Consider the following 21,248-nt stretch of genomic DNA (forward strand, 5'->3'; position numbering starts at 1 on the left):
CATGACCACGATGTCCTCTGCCGCCCCCGCGTCGCTCCTCGACGCGGCGCGGAGCCTCGTCCCGCTCGTCCAGGAGCACGCCCAGCGGGGAGAGCGCGAGCGCCGTTTGCCCGATCCGGTCGCGAGGGCGCTCCGGGAATCGGGCATCTTCCGCATGTGTCGTCCGCGCGCGCTGGGCGGGCTCGAGGCCGACCCCCTCACGGCGCTGCAGGTCATCGAGGAGCTCTCGCGCGCCGACGGCGCGGCAGGGTGGTGCGCCATGATCTGCGGCACGACCGGCGCGTTCGAGGCGTACATCCCGGCGGAGGGGGGCAAAGAGATGCATGCGAGCCCGGATGTCGTGACCGCCGGCGTCTTCGCGCCGAGCGGGCGCGCCGTCGAGGTCGAGGGAGGATATCGGGTCGCCGGGAGGTGGGCGATGGCGAGCGCCTGTCATCATTGCGACTGGCTGGGCGGCACCGCGGTGGTCTTCGACGGGATGGCCCCGCGCATGCTGCCCGGGGGCGTCCCCGAGGCCGTCGTGCCGATGTTCCGCGCCTCGGAGTGCGAGATCCTGGATACGTGGAGCGTCTCCGGCCTTGCCGGCACCGGGAGCCACGATTTCGCGGTCGTCGACGTCTTCGTGCCGAGCAGCCGGTGCATCCGGCTCCCGATGACGTCTCCGACCCATCCAGGGCCTCTCTTCGTGTTCCCGCTCTTCGGCTTCCTCGCGAGCGCGGTCGCGACGACCGCGCTCGGGATGGCGCGCGCGGCCATCGATGAGCTGGTCCGGCTCGCGGCGACCAAGCGGCCGAGCGGCATGACGACGTCGCTCGCGACGCGGCCCTCGACCGCGCTCGCCGTGGCCGAGGCCGAGGCCACGCTGGGCGCGGCCAGGGCCTACCTCTTCGAGGCCGTCGGCGCCGTCTGGGATGTCGCGGTCTCTGGCAGGCCGATCTCGCTGCGGGAGCGGGCGCGCGTCCGGCTCGCCGCGACGAACGCCGTCCTCGGCGCGGCGCGCGCCGTCGATCTGGCCTTCACGGCGGGCGGCGCCACGGCGCTCTACGCGGAGAGCCCTCTTCAGCGCAGCTTCCGCGACGTTCACGCCGTCACGCAGCACGCCCTCGTCGCCCCGCACACGCGCGAGGTCCAGGGCCGTGTGCTCCTCGGGCTGGACACCGAGCTGCCGATGTTCTGAGGGGCCGTCCGCGAGAGGAGACGCGGATGAGCCCGTAGCGCGCGAAGATGCGCCCCGCTCTCATCCCAGGGGCAGATCCACCCACCGCTCGAATCCAGGCCGGCGCTTGATGCGGCCGTACCACGCGTCGACGTGCTCCAGCGCGGGCCGCTCGGTCTTCAGGTTGTACCACCGCTGCGCCGCGACCCCGAGGGGGATATCGGCGAACGTGAAGTACTCTCCCGCGGCCCACGGGTGCCGTGACAGCTGCCTGTCCAGGATCCCCAGCGCGGCGAGCGCCGACCTGCGGGCGGCGTCGATCGCGCCGTGATCGCGGCGCTCTTCCGGCGTGCGCACGAGCTGCACGAGGAGCGTCCGGATCGGGGGCCACAGGGTTCCGAACTGCCAGTCGGTCCAGGCGTCGGCGCGCGCCCTGTCGGCGAGATCGCTCGGCTGGAGCGGCGGCGACCCGTAGCGCGAGAACAGATAACGCACGATCGCGTGCGACTCCCAGAGCACCAGCGGGCCGTCCTCGAGCGTCGGAACCAGCCCGTTCGGGTTGAGGGTGAGATAGTCGGCGTCCTTGACGCGACCGAACGGTCCGCCGGCGTCGATGCGCTCGAAATCGAGCCTGAGCTCGTCGAGCGCCCAGAGGACCTTTTGCACGTTCGAAGAATTCTTGTGACCCCAGAGTCTCAACATGATGTCCCTTGTCCCTCGGCGCCGCTCAGGCGGCCGTCGTCGCCGCCGGCTTCACGAACTTCGCGAAGCGCTCCACATAGAACTCGACCGGATTCTGGATGGCCCTGGCCGCGGGGCGCGCCTGCACGGCCTCGATCCACGCCCGGAGCCGCGTGAGCTCCGCGGGGATGGAGAAGTCGCGGAGGCGGCCGACCGCCGGCAGCCGCTCGAACCATGGATAGAAGGAGAGATCGACGAGGCTGACCTCGGCGCCGAGCCAGTAGGGCCCCTGGCCCGACGACCTCGCCAGCGCCTCTTGCTCGATGAACGCGAGCACCTCGCCGAGCGCCTTGCGCCCCTCGGCCTCCTGGTTCCGGGTCTCGGCCCTCAGCAGCTGGGTGAACGCCGGCACGAGGCGCGTGTTCGCGTAATCGATCCAGATCCTCGCCAGGGCGCGCCTGCCCGGCTCCCTGGGCAGGAGCCTTGGCTCGGGGAAGACCTCCTCGAGGTACTCGTTGATGATCGCCGACTCCCAGATACGGTGGCCCTCGTGCTCGATCGCCGGGACCTTGCCGTAGAGCGAGGCGTCGACGAACGCCCGCGGCTTGTTCTGCAGATCGACCTCGGTCAGCTCGAAGTCGATCGCCTTCTCCTGCAAAACGAGCCGGGTGCGGTGGGCGAAGGGGCACGCCTTCGCGCTGTAGAGTCGCAGCTTCGTCATCCTGTTCTCCTTGACGGCGTGCGCCGCGCGAAGAGCTCTCCTGCTCTCAGGCAGAGGGGGCGCTCCGCTAACGGGCCGTCGTCGTGGCAGGGAGCAGGGAGCGTGCCAGGGCTCTATTGCAGGAACGGATCACAATCGTTCGCGCTGGCCGCGGGCTTGCTGCGACGGGAGCAGGGATTGCTTGTGATGTGCTGCTGAGGCAGCAATGAATCCGGCGTGGGGCGAGGGAAGGCCTCTGCTGATGGATGGTCGACCCCTGTCGAGTACCCGGGAGACGTCGCGTCCGCCGGGATGAGGCGCGCTCAGATCTTCATCCTTCCTCCTCGTGTCATGGTTCGCAGCCCGCGCCACCTCAGCCAATGGCACCTCTGCTCGAGCGGTCATCCGTCGTCCACGCGCGGGCGTGGACGTGGACCTCCTCCCGGTGTGCCGGGAGGGCGCGCTGATGTTTTCCGCCTTACTCTTCTATGACGGACAATAGTCTGCTATGACGGACATGTCAAGACGCTCCGCGGTAGCGTCGATGTCCTCGGCAAGAGGTGTGTGGACCGGTGTGCAACGGCGATGATCGCTGCGGAGGCTGGGATTGACCGGATGTGCGAGGGCTGTCTTCGTTGTAAGGTACGTGCCGTGACGCCTGCTCGCCTCGACGCTCAAGCACTCCATGGCTCGCATGGTTCGGGACGTGACCGTCGCGTGGGCCGATGGCCTTGGCAAGACAGCGTTGTCGTCGTCAAGCGCATGACGGCGACAGGCATGGAGCGACGCGATGACAGGTGAACGCCCGCCGGACCGCATCCTGACCGCTCGGCTGACGCTGCGAGCATGGCGGCCCGAGGATGTGCCTTTGATCAGGGAGGCGATCGACACAAGCCTTGCTCACCTGCGGCCCTGGATGCCGTGGGCCGTGCACGAGCCTTCCTCCATCGAGGCGACCGCCGCGCTCCTCGAGAAGTTCCGGGACGACTTCACGGAAGGACGCGACTTTCATTATGGCATCTTCACGCGCGACGAGCGCGCCGTGCTCGGGGGTACGGGGCTCCACCCGCGGATCGGCCCGGGCGCGATCGAGATCGGCTACTGGCTCCGGGCGACGGCGACGCGCTGCGGTTACGCGACCGAGGCGGTGGCAGGCTTGACCCGGGTCGCGCTCGAGGAGCTCGGCGTGAGCCGCGTCGAGATCCGCTGCGATCCGCGGAACACCGCGAGCGCCGCCGTGCCCCGGCGGCTCGGGTACCGGCATGTGACGACGCTCGAGGCGAACGCCCTGACGCCCGCGGGCGAGCCTCGCGACACGATGGTGTGGGCGCAGACGGCCGCGGAGCTCCCGGGATCGCGCCGGGGAGGCCGGAGCTCGTGAGTCCATCACCCTCGGCCAGCGCGCCGGGAGCGCCGTCGGATTCGGATGTTCGGATCGAGGCGCGGCCGACGCGCTGATAGCGTGGCGGACGCCGCGGTCACTCGAGCTCGAGCGTCATCTCGATCATCGTGCGACGGAAGCCGAACCGCTCGAACAGGCGCTGCGCGGCGGCGTTCTGGGTCGCGGTGTGGAGCACGACGCGCGGCGCGCCCAGGGCCCGGAGGCGCGCGATGACGGCCTCCAGGAGGATAGCGCCCGCGCCCAGCCGGCGCGCGGGCTCGGCGACATAGATGTCGTGGAGGGCGCCGCAGGCGTCGAGGAGGCTGTTCCAGTCGCGCGGCTCCCGGCGGCCATAGGCGTAGCCGACCAGCGCCGGCTCGGCGCCCGCTCGCTCGGCGACGACGATCGCGGCGTCGGGGTCGGCGAGCTCGCTCGTGAGCCACCGCTCGTAGCCCGGCTCGAGCGGCTCCAGGCACATGAAGCGGTGCGGATCGAGGGCGTGGTGCAGGCGGACGAGCTGCGCGGCGAAGCGCGCCACCTCGGGCATGTCGGCGCGCACCGCGAGGCGGGCGTTGACGGAGGGGATCATCCGCCAGGATAGCCGAGCGCCGGCCGCTCGCTCCGCCTCAGCGTCCTCAGCGCCCCTTCCCCGCCCCCAGGCCCTCCAGCGCCTGCTCCGCGTCGCGCCGGTAGGCGTTGTCGGTCGGCGCCGTCTCCAGGAAGCGCTGGTAATGGTGGATGGCCTTCTCGCGGTTGTTCGCCGCGCGGAGCGCCTCGGCGAGGAGGAAGTGCGCGTCGAACAGCCACGGCGGGCTCGAGCGGTCCGGCGCCTCGCCCAGGGCGACCGCCTGCTCCATCTCGCTCGCGGTCCCGGCCCGGTTGCCGCGCGACGCGTAGATCTTGCCGAGGCGGTAGTGCCACTCGGGGACCTTGTCGTTGGCCGCGATCGCCTTGCGCCACGCCTCCTCCGCGGCCGCCCAGTTGCCCTGATCCTGGTAGCAGAGCGCCATCGTGGCGTAGGCCTCGTAGCGGGACGGCCGCTTCTCCAGCGCGATCTTCAGATCCGCCAGCGCGTCCCGGCTCGCCCCCTGCTTCTGCAGCAGCACGCCGCGCTGCCAGTACGCGTCGCCGAGCTCCGCGTCGAGCTCCAGCGCGCGCCTCAGCGCCATCTCCGCGCGCGCGGTCTGGGCCGTCTCGTTGGCGCCCCAGCCGACGTAGAGGTGGTACTCGGCGCGGTTCGGATCGAGCTCCGCGGCGCGCTCCAGGAAGCGCAGCGCCTCGGCCATGTTCGTGCCGCGCACGAGGAGCGCGCGGCCGAGGAAGTGGTTCGCCTCGGCGGAGTTCGCGCGGTCCTTGAGCACGTCGCGCAGGATGGGCTCCGCCTGGCTCGCGTGCCCCGCCATGACCTGGGTCGAGCCGACGCGCAGCTTCAGGTCGATGTCGTTCGGCGCCTTGCGGAGCGCGTCGGCGTACATCTCCAGCGCGCGCTCGCTCTGGCCGGTCTCCTCGAACAGGAGCCCGCGCTCGAGCGCGAGGCCCGGGTAGTCCTTGTCGGCCGCCGTGACCTTGTCGAAGATCTTCGCGGCGTCCTCGAACCGGCGCAGGCGACGGTACGCCACGCCCAGCTTGAACTGGCTGCCGAGGTCGTCCTCCTTCGCGAGCGCGAGCTCGAGCTCCTGCCGGGCTTCGTCGTACCGCCCGGTCTGGAGCGCGACCTCCGCCTTGGCCTTGTGCAGCGCGGGCAGGTCCGGGAACTTCGCCGTCGCCTCCGACAGCTTCTCCGCCGCCGCCTCGTTGCGGCCCATGCTGGACAGGAGCGACGCCAGCGCCACGTAAGCGTCGACGACCTCCGGGAGGTCCTCTGTCGACTTCACGGCGTCGAGGTACGCCTGCTCCGCGTCCTTCTTGTTGCCGAGCGCGAGCTCGGTGCGCCCGAGCCAGTAAGCGACCTGCGGGGCCGCCGCGTGCGTCTTCTGCAGCTCCTTCAGGAGGTCCTTCGCCTCCTTCATGCGCTCCTGCGCCAGCCACGTCTTCGCCTTGCCGAGCTGCGCGGCGAGGCGCTGGGCGTCGGCGCGGGCCGCGGCCTCGAAGCGCGCCTGCGCCTCGGAGTAGCGGCCCGACCGGTAGAGGACCTCGCCGTTGCCGATCAGGGCGCGCACCGCCTGCGGGTCGAGCTTCACCGCGGCGGCGAAGGCCTGCTCCGCCGCGCTCATGCGCGACCTCGCGAGGTGGATGGTGCCGAGCAGCGTGTACGCGTCGACGATCTCGGGGTCGCTCGCGGCGGCCCGGGTCGGGCCGTCGCCGGTGACCTTGCCGAGCAGATCGAGCGCCTCCTGCTCGCGGCCCGGGGTCTGCCAGAGCACCGACGCGATCAGGGTGCGGGCCCCGACGTGGTCGGGCGAGGCCTCGAGCGCGCCGCGGGCGCTCGCCTCGGCGCCCGCGGTGTCCCCGGCGAGGAGCTGCGCCCGGGCCAGGCCGTAGAGCGTGCGCGCGCTCTTCTGGAGGCCGCTCGCGTGCTGCCACGCCGCGATCGCCTTGGGGGCGTCCCTGGCGGCGAGCTCGATCTCGGCCGAGAGGACGGCGAGGTCGACGTCGTCCTTGAGCTGCGCGGCGAGCGCCTGCGCGGCCTGTCGCGCGCGCGGGAGCTCGCCGCTGGCCGCGGCCTGCGCCGCGACGGCGAGGGAGAGCAGGTCGCCCGGATGGGAGCTCGCGAGCGTGAGCATCTCCTTGCCGAAGGCGTCGTCGACGGTCCGGTGCCCGAAGCGGATGCTCCGCGCGAAGGCGATGTACGCGGCGTAGGCCATGGTCGCCCGGTGGCGCGGCGCATTGGCCCGCGTGGCGTTCGCGTCGTTCAGCGCTCCGTTGGCGGCCGACGCGGTGTCCTTCGCGAAGGCCGTCTGGGTCCGCTGGCGGAGCTCGGCGAGCGCCCCCTCGTGCGCGAAGGCGTTGAGCCGGTCGCTGATGAGGTTCACGCCGAAGGCGCCGACGTCCGGAACGAGCGCGAGCGCGCCGCCGCTGACGGCGGCGACCGCGAGCGCCGCCACGACGTAGCGCTTGATCTTCGATTTTGGCGGCGGTGCTTCCGTGGTCGCCGCGGGCTTCTCGGCCTGCGCGCCGGGACCGGCGCTCAGGTCGCCGATCTCGGTGCCCGCGCCGGTCAGGTCGACCTCGTCCCCGACGCTGGGGTGCGGCTCGCTGAGCTCGATGCCCCGATCGTCGGCGTCCGCGGGCGATTGCGTGAAGTTCGCCGATCGGTCGGACGGATCGTAAGGGGTGGGCGCGGCGCCGGGGGCGAGCTGCGTGACGCTCTCGCCGAGGGCGATCTCGTCGCCGAAATCGGCGGCGCCGAAGCCGGCGGTGGGCGCGGCGCCGAAGCCGGTGGTGGACGCGGTGCGGGCGTCGGCGGGCGGCGCGGCGCCGAAGCCGGTGGTGGACGCGGCGCGGACGTCGGCGGGCGGCGCGGCGAGGAAGTCGGCGGGCGGCATGGCGCCGAAGTCGACGGGCGGCATGGCGCCGCTGCTGGGCGGCTCCGGCGCCGCCTGCGGCGGGAGGGGGCGCGGCCCGGGCGCCTGGAATGCGGCGCCCACGCGCGAGTCGTCGTAGTCCGGCGGGGCCTCGTCGAAGAGCTCGGCGCCGACGATGGTCCCCGGTCCTACAGGCGAACCGGCACCGGTGGCCTTCGAGGGGAGGGCGGAGCCGGTGGCCTTCGAGGGGAGCGCGGAGCCGGTGGCCTTCGAGGGGAGGGCGGGGCCGGTGGCCTTCGTGGGGAAGCCCGCGGCGGTCGGAGCAGGGAAGCCCGCCTGGGCCGCGGTCGGGAGCCCGGCGCGCGCCGGCGAGGGGAGCGGCGCGGAAGCCGGCGTGGGCAAGCCCGTGTTCGAGAACGGGGCGGGCATGCCGATGACGGCCGGGGCCGAACTCGGCAGATCGCCGGCGACGATGGGCAGGTCGCCCGCGGATGTCGCGGGCAGCTCGGCGTCGCCGTCGCCCTCGAGAGGCAGCTCGAGCTCACCGAAGCCGAACGACATGGATCCGCTGCTGGAACGCGCCGGAGGAGCCGGGGGCGCGTCGTCGTCCAGGTCTCCGAAATCGTACTCCGGGGCCACGCGCGGGGGCGCGTCCCCCGCACCGCGGGTGCGCCCGCGACCGAGGGGCTGCGTGGTGGCCCCGGCGTTTCGCGCGCCGAGCCCGGCGTCCCGCGCACCAGGTCCCGAGGGGGCGCCCGGCGCCGACTCTCGCTCGCCGAACCCGAGGGTGCGCCGGCTGCTCGGAGGCAGCGGCTCGATCCGCGCCGGCAGGTCGGTACCGGCGAACGCGGTCGGCGTCGCCGGGGCAGTGCGGGACTCCGCGCGCGATCGCGCCGGGAGCGCCACCGTCGCCCCGGGCGCGTTGCCGTAGACGACCGGCAGATCGTCCGGGTTGAGCCCCTGCACCTCGGCGTCCGTCGGGCTCGGGAGCTCGACCATGAGATCGATCTCTCCGAAGCCGCGCCGTTGCGGCACGGTCTTGGCGTTCCGCCGATCGGACGGGGCGGGGCGATCGGGGACGTCCGGCAAGCCGATCTCGCCGAAGACCTCCGGACCCGGCGGCTCAGGAGGCGGCGCGGGCGGCGCAGGCACCGCGGGCGCTGCGCGGCGCGGCGGCGTCGGTACCGGCGCCGGCGCCGGCCCGGGGCGTCGGGGAGGCGCGACCGCGGGGAATGCGATGTCCTCCGGAGCCGCCATGGGCAGATCGGCGTCCTCGGTCGCCGCCGGGGCGCTCCGCTCCGAGAGCTGAAGCCCCCCCGCCCCGGCCCGCGGCGGGGGGGTGGGCACAGGCGTCGGCGCGGGCGCTGCGCTTGCGCCCCCCTTGGTCACCAGCAGGCTCGTACCGCACTTCGGACAGCGCATCCTGAGCCCCGCAGGGGGGACACGCTTCTCGTCGACCTGGTACGGCGATTTGCACCCGTCGCACTCGACCTTGATCATGCTTCCCGACCCGATGCCGGCGCTGCGAGCGCCTTCGCAGGCGCCCCACGCTCGTTCGGCCTGCGAAAGGCCGGGATGCCCCGACATCCGCTCTCCTTACTAGCAGGGGTTGCGGTCCTTAGGATCGCCTCTTCTGCCGGGCGCCCTCAAATCGGCGACTTCCTCGGGCATGTCGCGTACGTGGTCCGGAAGCAGGAAGCGGACAGCGCGCAGTCGCGGGGCGGTCGGGGACGGCGGGACGGGCGGGACGGGCGGGACGGGCGGGACGGTAACGGAGCGGCGACGCCATCTGGCAGGCGACGCGTGTCGCCATCGCGGCCTCGCCAAGCGTCCTCCACCTGTGCTAACGCGCTGCCGCTCATGCAGCGCTCGACGGCGGTCATCTACACGCTCTTCTTCGCGGGCGCGCTGGCGTTCGTCATCACGCAAGGCGGCTCGAAGGGGCGCGGCGCGGCCAGCGCGCCCGCCGACGCAGGCCCCGACGCCGCCGACGCCGCCGCATCGCCTGCGACGGCCGCGGCGGGCGACGCCGACGCGGGGAGCGACGCCGGCGCCGAGGGCATCGTCCAGGAGCGCGGCCCCGAGCCAGCGGGGCGATCCGACGCGGGCGTCACGCTCCTCTCGGGAGAGGCGCCGCCCTCGCTGCCGGCCGAGGCGCCGAAGAAGGTGCGCTTCGGCGTCGTGCTCATCCAGTACCGCGGCGCGCAGGGCGCGGCGCCGACCGCGCGCTCCAAGGACGCCGCGCTGGCGCTCGCCAGGGAGCTCGCCGAGGTGGCCAAGACGGACTTCAAGGCCGCCATCGAGAAGGGCGACAAGGGGTCGACCGACGACCTCGGCTACATCCCGCGCGGCGTGCTCGAGCCCGCGCCGGAGTACGAGCTGTTCAGCCTCCCCAAGGGGGGCGTGAGCGGCCCGGTCGACACGCCGCGCGGCTTTTGGATCGCGCGTCGGATCGAGTAAGTAGAGCGTACCGCACCCGGCGCGTCGCCGTGGACGCGAACGAGTGGAGATACCGTATGGCGACGATCGACATCCGTCGGCAGCACGCGCTCACCAAGGACGAGGCCAGGAAGCGCGCGGAAGAGCTTGCGCGGGGCATGGAAGACAAGCTCGGCATCCAGTGGCGATGGGATGGCGACGTCATCCGGTTCGAGGCGCCGGGCGGCGCCGCGAAGGGGACGAAGGGCCTCGTTCGCGTCGAGGCGTCCGCGGTCCATGTGGAGATCGATCTCCCGTTCCTGCTGAAGGCGATGAAGGGCATGGTCGAGTCGAAGGTCAACGACAAGCTCGACGCCGTGCTGGGCAGGGCCTAGCCCGGCAGCCGGGCCAGGCGCGCCCCGGCGGCTCGATCGACCGCGCCGCCCCGCAGCGCGCGGCGCCCCGGCCGACACGCGCTCCCTCCTCCTCAGCCCCGCAACCCCGCCTCCTCCTCGCGAGCGAGCGACCTCCGCCCGCTCGCCGCTGATCGAGCCCGCTCCCTGCCCGGCGCGCTTTACTCCGTCAGGTTCGGTTCGCTACTCTCCGCCATCGTCATGCGGTGCGCACAGATGAGACCCCGTTCGGAGGCGTCGCGAGCGAGATGACGGTTCAGGCACCCGAGGGGCAGGCGGAGAGCATGACGGCCCTGATCGCGCGGCTCCGCGCGGAGCAAGGCGAGCAACCGGAGCGGCAGCTCCAGGCGCTCTTGCTGCACGAGCTCGGCGCGCTCGAGGAGGCGCTCGGCGAGGAGCCCACGGCGGCGCGCGACTACCTCGCCGCGTTCAACGCGGATCCCCAGTTCCGCGAGCCGCTCGAGGCGCTGGTCCGCATCCTCACGCGGCGCAAGTCGATCAAGAACCTCGGCAAGCTGCTCGACGCGCTCACGCGCGCCGCGGCCACCCCCGAGGAGCGGGCGCGCTCGTTCTGGGAGCGCGCGGCGTACCTCCAGGACCACGAGCAGAACCTCGCGGCGGCCAAGGAGGCGCTCGAGGAGGCGGCGCTCAGCAACCCGGAGGACGCGACCCCGTGGCTCGAGCTCGAGCTCATCGCGGCCAAGGAAGGGGACCTCGCCGGCCGGATGCGCGCGCTGGAGGCCCGCGCGGAGCTCGCGACGGACGCGACGTGGAAGGGGCTGCTCTTCATCGAGCTCGCCGACCTCGCGGCGGCGACCGAGAACGTGGAGCGCGCCTACGAGCTGCTCGACGCGGCCGCCGCGCTGGAGGGGCGGGCGCGCTTCAGGTCGCAGCTCGCGCTCGAGGTCATCGCCCGGCGCGAGGAGGACCTCGGCGCGCTCGCGCGCGCCCTCGAGGGGCAGGCGGAGCTCATCGCCGACGCGCTCGACGACGAGGCGAGCGGCGACGCCAACGGCGTCCCGCGGACCCTACGCAAGCCGGAGCACGCGGCCGACGCGTGGCTCCGCGCCGCCGAGCTGACGCAGCGGGCCGGCACGGGCGGCTTCGCGTCGCTCCTCGAGCGGGCCGCGGAGCGGCTGCCCCAGTCGACGCTGCTCGGCCGGGCGCGCATCGCCGCGCTCGAGTCCGCCGGCGAGGCCGAGGCCGCCGCCAGCCTGGCCAAGCAGGAGATCGCGCGCGGCGCGAGCGGGCCCGGCGCTGCGGCCCTGTGGCTCCGCGTCGCCGAGGCGGCGGCGCTCGCGAGCGATCGCGAGGCCGCGCTCGCGGCGCTCCGGAGCGCGCTCGCGGCCGACCCGCAGTGCATCCCGGCCCGCGCGCTGGAGATCGATCTCCTCGGAGACGGTCAGGACCCATCCGCGTTCGCGGCCTCGCTCGAGGCGACGGCGGCCTCGTACGCCAGCGACGACGCGCGGGGGCGCGCGCTGCTCCTCGCGGCCTACGTCTGGGCGGTGCGGACGGACGACGTCGGCGCGGCGAAGGCGGCCCTGTCGCAGGCCGGCATGGCCGGCGTCCACCCGGGCGTGCTCGCGCGCTTCGGCCGCTCGTTCGCGGCCCTCCGCGGCGACGCGGCCTGGTACGAGGAGTCGACGAAGCGGCTGCTCTCGACGGGCGTCGACCCGGCCGAGAAGGCGAGCCTGTGGTTCGAGATCGGCCGGAGCCGCCTCCTCCGGGGGGACGCGGACGGCGCCGAGGGCGCCTTCGCCGAGCTCGCCGACGCCGGCGCCGACGACGGCGCGACGCCGAACGCGTGGCTCGGGCGGGCGCTCGGCGCCTTCGCGGTCGATCTCGTCCGCAGCCGGCGCGAGCGCGGCGACGAGCCCGGCGCCGCGGGCCCGCGGCGCTCGCCGACGGTCATCGAGTCGCTCGCCGAGGTCGAGGGCGAGGAGACCGCGCGCGGGCTGTGGCTCGTCGCTGCCCTGCGCAGCGCGCGCGGCGGCGATCTGGATCGCGCGCGGAGCCGGCTCCGCGCGCTCTTCGAGCGATCCGCGGACGACGAGGTCATCGCGGTGTTCCTGGCCGAGCTCCACCGGCGCGCCGGGAGCCCGACCGCCGCGGCCGCGACGCTCTCGGCCTGCGCCGCGGCGATCGACGACGCCGATCTCTCGGCGGCGCTGCACATCGAGGCGGCGATCCTGCTCTGGCGCGCCGGCGAGCGCGGGCGCGCCGTCGAGGAGCTCGAGGCGGCGCGCGGCAAGGCGCCGCGCGCCGGCGCGACGGCGCTCACCTGGGCCCTTCGCGGCCACGAGGCGGGCGATCTGGAGAGCCGGCGCCGCGCCCTCGAGGTCGCCGGCGAGGCGGGCGAGGACCCGGCGGCGCTCGCGCTGTCGCGGTTCGGCCTCGAGGTCGGCGCGGCCGAGGGCGGCGACGCCGACGAGGCGCTCGCGACGCTCGAGGCGCTGGAGTCGCAGGCGAGCGACGACCTCGCCCTGGCCGCCGCGCTCGGGCGCCTCCTCTGGCAGCCGGCCCTCGAGCAGCGCAGCGCCGTCGAGCGCGCGCTCGACTACATCGAGGAGCGCGGCGACGGCGCCGCGACGATCGCGCACGCCGAGCGCTTCCGCCTCGCGCGGACCCTGGACCAGGATCGCGCGCGCACCGCGGCGCGCGCGGCGGCGTGGGCCGCGGCCGACCCGAGCCCGCACGCCGAGCTCGAGTGGCTCGGCGCCGCGCTCGGCGCCGAGGACCGCGAGGCGGAGGTCGCCGCGCGGAGCGCGCTCGCGCGGCACATGGAGGGCGAGGCCCGCGCCGCGATGGAGGCCTCGGCCGCGATCGTCGGCGCGCTCGATCAGCCGAACCTGCCGCGGCCGTTCCTCACGGGCGAGCACGCGCCCGCGCAGCTCGCCAACCTCGAGCTCGCGCTCCCCGGCTGCGATCCGCGGCGCCGCGCCGCGGCGCTGCACGGGCTCGGCGACGCGCTCGGCGAGGAGGCGCAGCTCACCGCGCTCGGCCTCGCGGGCTGGTCGGACTTCGCGGCCGGGGATCACGAGCGCGCGCTCGCCGCGTTCCGCGCGGTCGTCGAGCGGCGGCCCGACGACGTCGCCGCCTGGGAGGGCGTCCGCGCGACGTCCGAGGCGCTGCGCGACCCCGTGTCGACGGCGCTCGCCTCGGCGCAGCTCGGGGCGCTCTGCAAGGACGACGCGCGCGGCGCGGGGTTCTGGGAGAGCGCTGGGCTCCTGCTCCTCCAGCACACCGAGGCCGACGAGGACGCGGAGATCGCCTTCGATCGCGCGTTCGCGCGCGACCCGCGGCGCGGCGTCGCCTTCGACCGGCTGTTCCGCCGGGTCCGCGCGCGCAACGAGGACGATCGGCTGCTCGACATCATCGAGAAGCGGCTCGGCGTGGCGGACAACGACCTCGAGCTCTGCAAGCTGTTCTGGGAGCGCGCGCGCGTGCTCCGCAAGAAGGGCAAGCTCGACGACGCGCTCGCCGCGCTCGAGAACGTGACGCTGCTCGAGCCGGACCACATCGGCGCGCTGGCGCTCTCGGCCGACATCTCGAAGGCGCAGGGCGACCTCGGCCAGGCGGCCGCCTTCTACGCCGAGCTCTCGCGCGTCGCGAAGGCGCCGGGGGAGCAGCGCCTCATGTCGGGGATCACGGCCGTCGACGCCTACGAGAAGCTCGGCGAGCACGACAGGGCGCTCGAGGTGCTGATCGGCCTGCACCGGGCCGGGCTGTCGACGCTCGTCGTCCGCGAGCGCCTCGTCCGGGTCGCCGCCCGGGTCGGCTCCTGGGACGAGGCGACGCGCCTGCTCGAGGAGCTCATGGTCGAGCGCGACACCCCCGAGGGGCGGATCGAGGCGGCGCGCCTCGCGATGGCCATCTACCGGGATCAGCTCGGCGCGCCGCGCCGCGCCGAGCGGGCCGTCGCGAAGCTCCTCGAAGAGGCGCCGGACGACGGCGAGGCGATCGATCTCGTCCTCACGACGGACTACGAGCCCGCCTTCCGCACCCGCGTGCTCGGCCGCGCCAAGGCGACGCTGATCCAGGCGCTCGCGTCCGAGCCGATCGACGCGGACCGGGTCGCGCTCCTCGCGAAGATCGCCGGCGCGGGGCAGGACGCGGCGCTCCGGCAGGCCACGCTCGGCGCGCTCGTCTCGCTCGTCCGCATCGACGACGGCATCTCCGCGGAGCTCAGGAAGATCGACGCCCGCGTCCCGGCGCGGCCGCAGATCGCCCTCGACGCCAAGGCCATGGCCGACATCGCCGATCCGCTCGACACCGGGCCCGTCGGCGAGCTGTTCGCGAAGATGGCCGAGACCATCTGCATGGCGCTCGGCCCCTCGCTCGTGTCGCTCGGCGTCGGCAAGAAGGACCGCATCGACTCGCGCGGCGGCCACCCGCTGCGCGTGGCGGTCGCCGAGTGGATGGGCGCGCTCAGCTTCGAGACGGACTTCGAGCTCTACGTCGGCGGCCCGAGCCCTCGCGGCGCGACCGGCGTCTACGGCCAGCTGCCGGCGCTCGTGCTCGGCCCCGAGATCACGACGCCGCTCGACGCCGCCTCGCGCTCGGCGATCGCGCGCGAGGCGTTCGCGCTGCGCCGGGGCATCTCGTCGCTCAGGACGCGGGACGACAGCACCGTCGCCTCGCTCGTCGCGGCCGCGTGCATCGAGGCGGGCTTCACGGTCCCGCAGCCGCCCTACGCCGTCTTCGGCGAGGTCTCGCGCGCCATCCACAAGGAGATGTCGCGCGCGACCCGCAAGGCCATCGCCGACGTCTGCCAGCGCATCGTCTCGAGCCAGCAGGACCCGCTCCGCTGGGCGCAGGCCGCGCGCAGGAGCATCGACCGCATGGCCGTCATCGCCGCGGGCGACGTCTCGCTGGTCCTCTCGGACATCCTCAATACCCCGCGCGAGCAGCTCGGCGGTGTCGTCGCCGAGAGCGAGCGGGCGCGCCAGCTGGTCGCGTTCGTCCTCTCGCAGAGCTACCTCGAGCTCCGGAAGAAGCTCGGCATGGGGGTCCGGTGAGCAAGAATCCGCAATCCAAGGGCTCCTCTGGCGGCGGCGACGAGGGCGCGCCGTCGCAGGAGAAGATCACGGTCCCCCCGCCGGCGATGTACGGCGCGGCGGTCTCGGAGGGCGACGTCGAGGAGGCCACGCTCCTCGCGAAGATCCCCGAGGAGCTCATCCAGTCGATCCGCGGCGCCGAGGAGGGCGAGCGCGCCGGCGAAGGCGGCCTGAAGCAGCTGTTCTCCCGCGAGCCCGTGCCCGTGCCCGCGAGGCCCGCGCAGAGCGCCGGAGAGAGCGACGCGCTGCTCGACATGCTGTTCGAGGATCAGCGCGGCGAGGACGTCGACGACGGGGTCGTGACCTCGGCGCCGGCGTTGCACGGGACGCGCCGGCCCCCGGCGCCCATCCCGCCGCCGCGCCCCCCGTCGCTGCCCCGCCCCGCCGCCCAGCCCCGCTCGGGCAGCAGGCCGGGCGACGTGAAGGCATCGCTCGGCGCGGAGCTCACGCCCGGCGATCGGACGCCGAAGATCCCGCCGCCGGCCCCGTCTGCGAGGTTCACGGCGCCGCGCCCGCAGCCCGCCGCCCCGCCGCCCCCGCCGTCGGTGCGCCGGGAGCCTGTATTCGAGGAGGACACCGCCGAGCCGGGCGACCGCGCGACGCCCATCCCCGACGGCGGCGACTCTCCGTTCGAATTCGCGCCGCCCAGCGGCGCCAGCAGCGGCCGGTTCGCGGAGGCGCACGCCTTCGACGACGAGGAGACGCACGGCATCGACGACGAGGAGACGAACGCCCTCGACGAGCCTGGGCCCACGACCCGGCCGTACACCGGCCAGTCGTCCGCCTCCACCAGCCGCTGGGATCAGCCCGCCGCCGACAGCGATCCCGGCGAGCTCGTGGACGAGTCCAGCCTGATCGGCGGGTCGACCGAGCCGACCGATGAAGAGCTCGAGGACGACCTCGCGCAGACGCGCGTCGCGACCCGGAGACCCGACAGCGGCGTCGCCTTCACGCCGCCGCGTCCGCCTTCATCGCCGCGCGCGTCGTCGTCGTCGCCGCCGCGCCCCTCGTCGTCGCCGCGCGCGTCGTCGCCACCGCGCCCGTTCGCGGCGTCCCACGTCCGGCCGTCGCCGTCGTTCGTGCCGTCGTCGTCGTTCGTGCCGTCTTCATCGCCGCGCGCGTCGTCGTCGCCGCCGCGCCCGTCTTCGTCAGCACGCGTTCCGTCGGCGCCTCCTGCGGGCCCGTCGTCGTCGCCTTCCCGCGCGCCGGAGAGCCTCCCGCCGCTGCCGTCGATCCCGCCGCCCGCCTCGGTGTTCGACGGCGAGCAGGACGCGAGCGCGATCCTCGTCCAGTCGCAGCAGCGCGACGTGTGGGCGGCGCGCGCCGCGTGGCTCCGCTCCGAGGCCGAGCTCATCGAGGATCCCGCGGCCCGGGCGCGCGCGCTGCTTCCCGTCGCCGAGCTCTACGTGATGGCCGGGGAGGACGCCACCGCCCGCGCCATCGCCGCCGAGGCGCGCGAGCTCGCCCCGAGCCTGATCTTCGCGCACCGCCAGCTCCGCGGCCTCCTGATGCGCGAGGCGGATCTGCCCGCCGCGCTCGAGGCGCTGGAGAGCGAGACCCGCGTCCTCGGCACGCCGGCCGCGCGCTGCCACAACCTCGTGCTCGGCGCGGAGCTCTGCCGCATCCCGCTCGTGGATCCCGAGGGCGCCCACAAACGCTTCGAGCTCGCGGCGCGGACGCACCCCGCCGATCCCCGCGCGCACGTCCAGCGCTTCTGCGAGGCGCTCGCCGCGCCGGACTCGGACGCGGCGGCCTCCGCCGTGCTCGCGAAGTTCCGCCTCCCCGAGGCGCCCGAGCTCGCGCCGCTCGCCGCGGCGAGCACTCAGGTCGCAGCGCACCGCGGCGCCCCGAGGCCGGCGCGCGGCCGCGCCGCCCCCGCCACGCCGTACGAGGCGCTGCTCCGTGCCCGCGCCCTGCTCGGCGCCGGCGACCTCGCCGAGGGCCTCGCGACCCTCGATCCCCTGCGCGGCACCTCGCTCGCGCCCGCCGTCGCGTGGCTCACCGCCGCGCTGAGCGCCGCGCGCAAGGAGACCCGCCCGGCGTCGCTCGGCGCGCTCCGCAGCGTCGCCGCCGGCTCGCACGGCGGCCAGGCGCGCCGCGCCCTCGCGGCGCAGGCGATCGAGCTCGGCGACGCCGCCGCCGTGCGCGACGCGACGCTCGACGACGGCGGCGCCTTCTCGCCGGCCGATCGCATCGTCCTCTCGGCGCTCGCCGGCGGCGCCGCGGGCGAGATCGACCCGTGGCTCGACGCCCTCGCCGACGATCCCGAGTTCGCGCCGCTCTGCGCCGCGGCGAGCGCCGCCCTGAGCGACGCCGGCGGCGACGTCGCGGTGGACGGCGCGCCCGCGTCGAGGGGTGTGCGCCCCCTCGGCGGCCCGAGGGCCCGCGCCGCCGCGGCCCTCGGCCGCGCGCTCTCGCGCGAGGCCGTCCCCGCCGAGGGCGGCGTCGACGCGAGCGACGCCTTCTCCCGCGCGGTCGTCACGTACGGCGACACCGCGCCGGAGAGCCCGCTCTTCCGGGCGCTCGCGCTCGAGCTCGATCTCGACGGCGATCGCGGCGCCCGCGTCGCCAGGGCCGTGGCGTCGCTGCGCGAGGTCGCGTCCGAGCGCGACAGCGCGCTCGCCGCCGCCGTCCTCGCGGAGATCGCGGGCGATCAGCGCGCGGCGATGAGCGATCTCGATCGCGCCCGCGCCGCGGACCCGCAGCACGAGGGCGCCGCGCGCGCCCGCGCCGCGCAGGAGAGCGGCGTCGGCGCGGCCCGCATCCTCGCGGAGCACGCGCTCACGCTCGACGAGGGGCCGCGCGCCGCGGTGCTCGTCACCGAGGCCGCGATCCGCCTGCTCGACGGCGGCGACAACGAGGAGGGCGAGCGCCTGCTCTCGCGCGCCGCTCAGATCGATCCGAAGCTCCCCGTCGCGCTCCACCTCGGCGAGCGCAGCGCGCGCGCCCGGGTGGACCGCGACGGTCTCCTCGAGTGGCTCAGGACCCGCCGCGAGGGCGCGGCCGACCCCCTCGAGCGGGCTCACGATCTCGTCCGCGAGGCGCTCCTCGTCGCCGAGGCCGACCCCGCGGCCGCGGCGTCGCTCCTCGATACGGCGCACCGCTCGCGCCCCCAGGACATCGGCCTGCGCGAGCTCTTCGAGCGGCTCGCGCCGGAGCCGCCCGCCGACCGCGCCTCCTGGCGCGCCGAGCGCGCCGCCGAGCTCCTGCGCGCCCTCGACGCAGGCGGTGATGGCGACGCGGGCCGCTCGGGTGACGACCGCGCTGCCGCGGGCATCGAGGCCGCTCGCCTCGCGCTCGAGGCCGCCCTCGACCACGAGCGCGCCGGCGACCTCGCGCAGGCCGCCGCGTGCGCCCGCCAGGCGATCGCCGCCGGGGACAACGCGCTCGCGCCGATCGCCCTCTACCGCGCGGCCGTCGCGGGCCACGGCACAGGAGAGCTCGTCGACGCCCTGATCCCGCGCGCCCGCGAGGCGGCGGACGCGGCGGAGCGCCTCGACATCTACGAGCGCCTCGCGGAGCTGGACGAGCACGGGCGCAAGGACGCCGGCAGCGCCCTGCTCTGGCGCCGCTCCATCCTGGAGGAGACGCCGCACCACCTGCCGACGCTCCGCCGGGTCGCCTCCTACCTCATCGGCGAGGGCCGCGACGAGGAGCTCGAGCCGATCGCCCTGGAGATCGCGCGTGTCCTCGACGGCCCGGAGGCGATCGCCCACGCGCTCCTGTCCGCGCGGCTGCGCCTGCGCGTGCTCCCGTGGGAGGAGGCGCTCGAGCCGGTCCAGATCGCGTACAGGAACGAGCCCCGCGGCATCTGGGCGCTGCGCCAGATGGCGGCCCAGGCCCGCGCGAAGGCGGATCACGCCCTCGCGATCGAGGCGGATCGCCAGCTCATCGAGCGCACCGATCGCCCGTCCGAGGCCGCGGCCCTCTCGGTGCGCGCCGCCAGGGACGCCCTGCTCGCGGGCTCGATCGAGGACGCCGTCGCCTTCTTCCGGCACGCGATCACGCTCGTCCCGCACTACCTCGTCGCGCACCTCGATCTCGCCGACGCGCTCGATCGCGGCGGCGACCCGGCGGCCGCCGCCGCGGCGCTCGAGTCTGCCGCGGGCGCGAGCGTCGGCCCCGAGGGGCGCGCGCACTCGCTCTACGCCGCGGCCGTGCTCTGGCAGGACAAGGTCCAGAACGTCGCGCGGGCGCGCGACGTCCTCGAGGCGGTCGCCACGGTCGATCCGTCGTACGCCGACGTCTTCTCGCGGCTCAGGGCCATCTACATCGCCGAGGGGGCGCGCGCCGAGCTCGCCGCGCTCCTCGAGCGCCGCCTCGAGGCGGTGACGGATCCCGCGGAGCGGGTCGAGATGGAGGTCCTGCGCGGCCGGGCGCTCGCCGACGTCGGCGACGCGGCGGCCGCGAAGCGCGCGCTCGCCGCCGCGCTCGACGCGAACCCCGATCACGTCGAGGCCCTGTCCGCCTTCGCCGACGTCTGCGCCGGCGAGGGCGACTGGGCCGGCGCCGAGCAGGCGTGGATCCGCCTCGCGCGCCTCGTTCCCGAGCCCGCCAAGCAGGTCGCGATCTACCTCCGCCTCGGCGAGCTCTACGACGAGCACCTCCCGAACGCGGAGCGCGCCGAGCTCGCGTACCAGGAGATCCTGAAGCGCTCGCCGGGCGACGTGAGCGCGCGCGAGCGCCTCGTCTCGCTCTACAAGCGCGCCGGCGACGGCGCCCGCGCGCTCGAGCAGCAGAACCTCCTCATCAACGCCGCGGAGGCGCCCGAGCAGAAGTGCCGCCGCACCGCGGAGCTCGCCGAGATCTACGAGGCGATGGGGGACGCGAAGAAGGCCGAGGCCACGCTGCTCACCGCCCGCAAGACGTGGCCGAAGGACGACTTCGCCCTCGGCGCGCTGGCCCGCTACTACCAGCGCACCGAGCAGGCCTCCGCGGCGACCACGCTGCTCGATCGCGCCCTCGCCGACGCGCGCCGCGCGCTCAACACCGGCCGCTTCGAGCCCTACCTCTTCTCGACGGTCGCGACGGTCGCGGAGCTCCGCGGCCGCGCCGGCGCCGCGAAGATCGCGCGCGCGACGGTCGACGCGCTCGACGGCCGCGACGCCGCGATGGGCGGCGCGGGCAACGCCGCCGGCGCGGCCCGCCTCGACGCCCACCTCGCGCCGGAGCTCATGACCCCGGCGTTCCGGGAGCTCCTGCTCAAGACGGGCCCGCTGCTCGACGCCGCGGTGCCGTTCGATCTCGACTCGATCCGCGCGACGCCGCTGCCGCCCCAGCACGCCGAGATCACCGATCTGGCGCGCGGCATCGGCGCGGCGTACGGCCTCCCCGGCCTGCAGGTCTACATGACGGGCGCGCTCGGCGCCGTCTGCGTGCCGGCGTCCACGAGCCCGCCCAAGATCGTCCTCGGCCAGGCGCTCGTCACCTCGCCGCGCGAGGACGTCCGGGTCGCCCTCATCCACCGCGCCGTCAAGATCCTCCAGACCAACGCCTCGGCCTTCTCGCGGACGGCGCCGATCGATCTCTGGCCGCTGCTCGCGGCTTACCTGAAGGCGTTCGTCCCGACGTGGTCGCCGCAGGGCGCGGACGCCGGGCGCCTGCGCGAGTACCACGGCCGCATCGAGCGGGTGATGGCGGGCGGCGTGGATCCGAAGATCAGCGTGCTCGCCGCCGACGTCATCGGCTCGATCGGCAACCGCGCCTCGACGTTGAACACCGCGATCAACGGCTGGGGGAACCGGGCCGCGTTCCTCGCCGTGGGCGACATCAACGTCGTCCTCACGGGCATCGCCTGGTCCGGCGGCAACACGAACGCGCCGCCCGCCGCGGGCAAGGACCGCGTCACCTGGATCGGGCGCAACGCGGAGGCGCGCGACCTCATCGTCTTCGCCGTGAGCGACGGCCTGACCGAGGCGCGGGAGCAGCTCGGCTTCAACGAGTGAAGGCGGGCGGGCGCTCGCGCGCTCGTGGCT

10 protein-coding genes are annotated in these 21,248 nt (G+C 74.9%); 6 read left to right on the forward strand and 4 right to left on the reverse strand.

Annotated features, from left to right (window positions below; translation table 11 throughout):
* Position 1: 1 nt before the first annotated feature.
* A complete protein-coding gene (locus WME82_RS03405) occupies positions 2 to 1,177 on the forward strand; it encodes an acyl-CoA dehydrogenase family protein (RefSeq protein WP_438041657.1) in 1,176 nt (391 codons plus the stop codon).
* 60 nt (positions 1,178 to 1,237) lie between these two features.
* Here the strand turns inward: WME82_RS03405 and WME82_RS03410 are convergent, their stop codons facing one another.
* Together WME82_RS03410 and WME82_RS03415 are read right to left on the reverse strand one after the other, a co-directional pair.
* Positions 1,238 to 1,858 carry a glutathione S-transferase family protein gene (locus WME82_RS03410; protein ID WP_438041658.1) on the reverse strand — a complete coding sequence of 207 codons (621 nt, stop codon included), beginning with the start codon at positions 1,856 to 1,858 and terminating at the stop codon, positions 1,238 to 1,240.
* A 25-nt stretch (positions 1,859 to 1,883) separates the two neighbouring features.
* Positions 1,884 to 2,558: a glutathione S-transferase family protein gene (locus tag WME82_RS03415; protein WP_437744103.1), complete on the reverse strand. Its 675-nt coding sequence runs from the start codon at positions 2,556 to 2,558 to the stop codon at positions 1,884 to 1,886.
* A gap of 769 nt (positions 2,559 to 3,327) precedes the next feature.
* Between WME82_RS03415 and WME82_RS03420 the strand changes: the two genes are divergently transcribed.
* Complete coding sequence (locus WME82_RS03420; protein ID WP_438041659.1) at positions 3,328 to 3,918, forward strand: GNAT family N-acetyltransferase; 591 nt, start codon at positions 3,328 to 3,330, stop codon at positions 3,916 to 3,918.
* Between the two features lie 97 nt (positions 3,919 to 4,015).
* On the opposite strand, the gene WME82_RS03425 is transcribed toward WME82_RS03420, so the two are convergent.
* Together WME82_RS03425 and WME82_RS03430 are read right to left on the reverse strand one after the other, a co-directional pair.
* Positions 4,016 to 4,507, reverse strand: a complete 492-nt coding sequence (locus tag WME82_RS03425; protein WP_437744105.1) for an N-acetyltransferase family protein — start codon at positions 4,505 to 4,507, stop codon at positions 4,016 to 4,018.
* Positions 4,508 to 4,553: 46 nt separating this feature from the next.
* A complete protein-coding gene (locus WME82_RS03430; RefSeq protein ID WP_438041660.1) occupies positions 4,554 to 8,882 on the reverse strand; it encodes a tetratricopeptide repeat protein in 4,329 nt (1,442 codons plus the stop codon).
* Positions 8,883 to 9,242: 360 nt separating this feature from the next.
* Between WME82_RS03430 and WME82_RS03435 the strand changes: the two genes are divergently transcribed.
* The 4 genes from WME82_RS03435 (at position 9,243) to WME82_RS03450 (ending at position 21,218) form a co-directional block, all read left to right on the forward strand.
* Positions 9,243 to 9,842: a peptidyl-prolyl cis-trans isomerase gene (locus WME82_RS03435; protein ID WP_437744107.1), complete on the forward strand. Its 600-nt coding sequence runs from the start codon at positions 9,243 to 9,245 to the stop codon at positions 9,840 to 9,842.
* 56 nt (positions 9,843 to 9,898) lie between these two features.
* Entirely contained in the window at positions 9,899 to 10,195 is a 297-nt protein-coding gene (locus WME82_RS03440) for a polyhydroxyalkanoic acid system family protein (protein ID WP_272097713.1), read from the forward strand.
* 266 nt (positions 10,196 to 10,461) lie between these two features.
* The gene (locus WME82_RS03445; RefSeq protein ID WP_438041661.1) at positions 10,462 to 15,234 is read left to right on the forward strand and encodes a hypothetical protein; all 4,773 of its coding nucleotides are present in this window, start codon (positions 10,462 to 10,464) and stop codon (positions 15,232 to 15,234) included.
* Positions 15,231 to 21,218, forward strand: coding sequence for a hypothetical protein (locus WME82_RS03450; RefSeq protein WP_438041662.1), 5,988 nt, complete (start codon positions 15,231 to 15,233; stop codon positions 21,216 to 21,218). The genes WME82_RS03445 and WME82_RS03450 overlap by 4 nt, the downstream gene beginning before the upstream one ends.
* The last annotated feature ends 30 nt before the right edge of the window (positions 21,219 to 21,248 follow it).

Origin of the sequence: Sorangium sp. So ce128, from assembly GCF_051525245.1 — a bacterium.
In the GTDB taxonomy this organism is placed as follows: domain Bacteria; phylum Myxococcota_A; class Polyangia; order Polyangiales; family Polyangiaceae; genus Sorangium; species Sorangium cellulosum_B.

Coding starts and splice junctions, on each gene's coding strand:
- WME82_RS03405 (WP_438041657.1), top strand. CDS start 2: ATGACCACGATGTCCTCTGCCGCCCCCGCGTCGCTCCTCGACGCGGCG.
- WME82_RS03410 (WP_438041658.1), bottom strand. CDS start 1,858: ATGTTGAGACTCTGGGGTCACAAGAATTCTTCGAACGTGCAAAAGGTC.
- WME82_RS03415 (WP_437744103.1), bottom strand. CDS start 2,558: ATGACGAAGCTGCGACTCTACAGCGCGAAGGCGTGCCCCTTCGCCCAC.
- WME82_RS03420 (WP_438041659.1), top strand. CDS start 3,328: ATGACAGGTGAACGCCCGCCGGACCGCATCCTGACCGCTCGGCTGACG.
- WME82_RS03425 (WP_437744105.1), bottom strand. CDS start 4,507: ATGATCCCCTCCGTCAACGCCCGCCTCGCGGTGCGCGCCGACATGCCC.
- WME82_RS03430 (WP_438041660.1), bottom strand. CDS start 8,882: ATGATCAAGGTCGAGTGCGACGGGTGCAAATCGCCGTACCAGGTCGAC.
- WME82_RS03435 (WP_437744107.1), top strand. CDS start 9,243: ATGCAGCGCTCGACGGCGGTCATCTACACGCTCTTCTTCGCGGGCGCG.
- WME82_RS03440 (WP_272097713.1), top strand. CDS start 9,899: ATGGCGACGATCGACATCCGTCGGCAGCACGCGCTCACCAAGGACGAG.
- WME82_RS03445 (WP_438041661.1), top strand. CDS start 10,462: ATGACGGTTCAGGCACCCGAGGGGCAGGCGGAGAGCATGACGGCCCTG.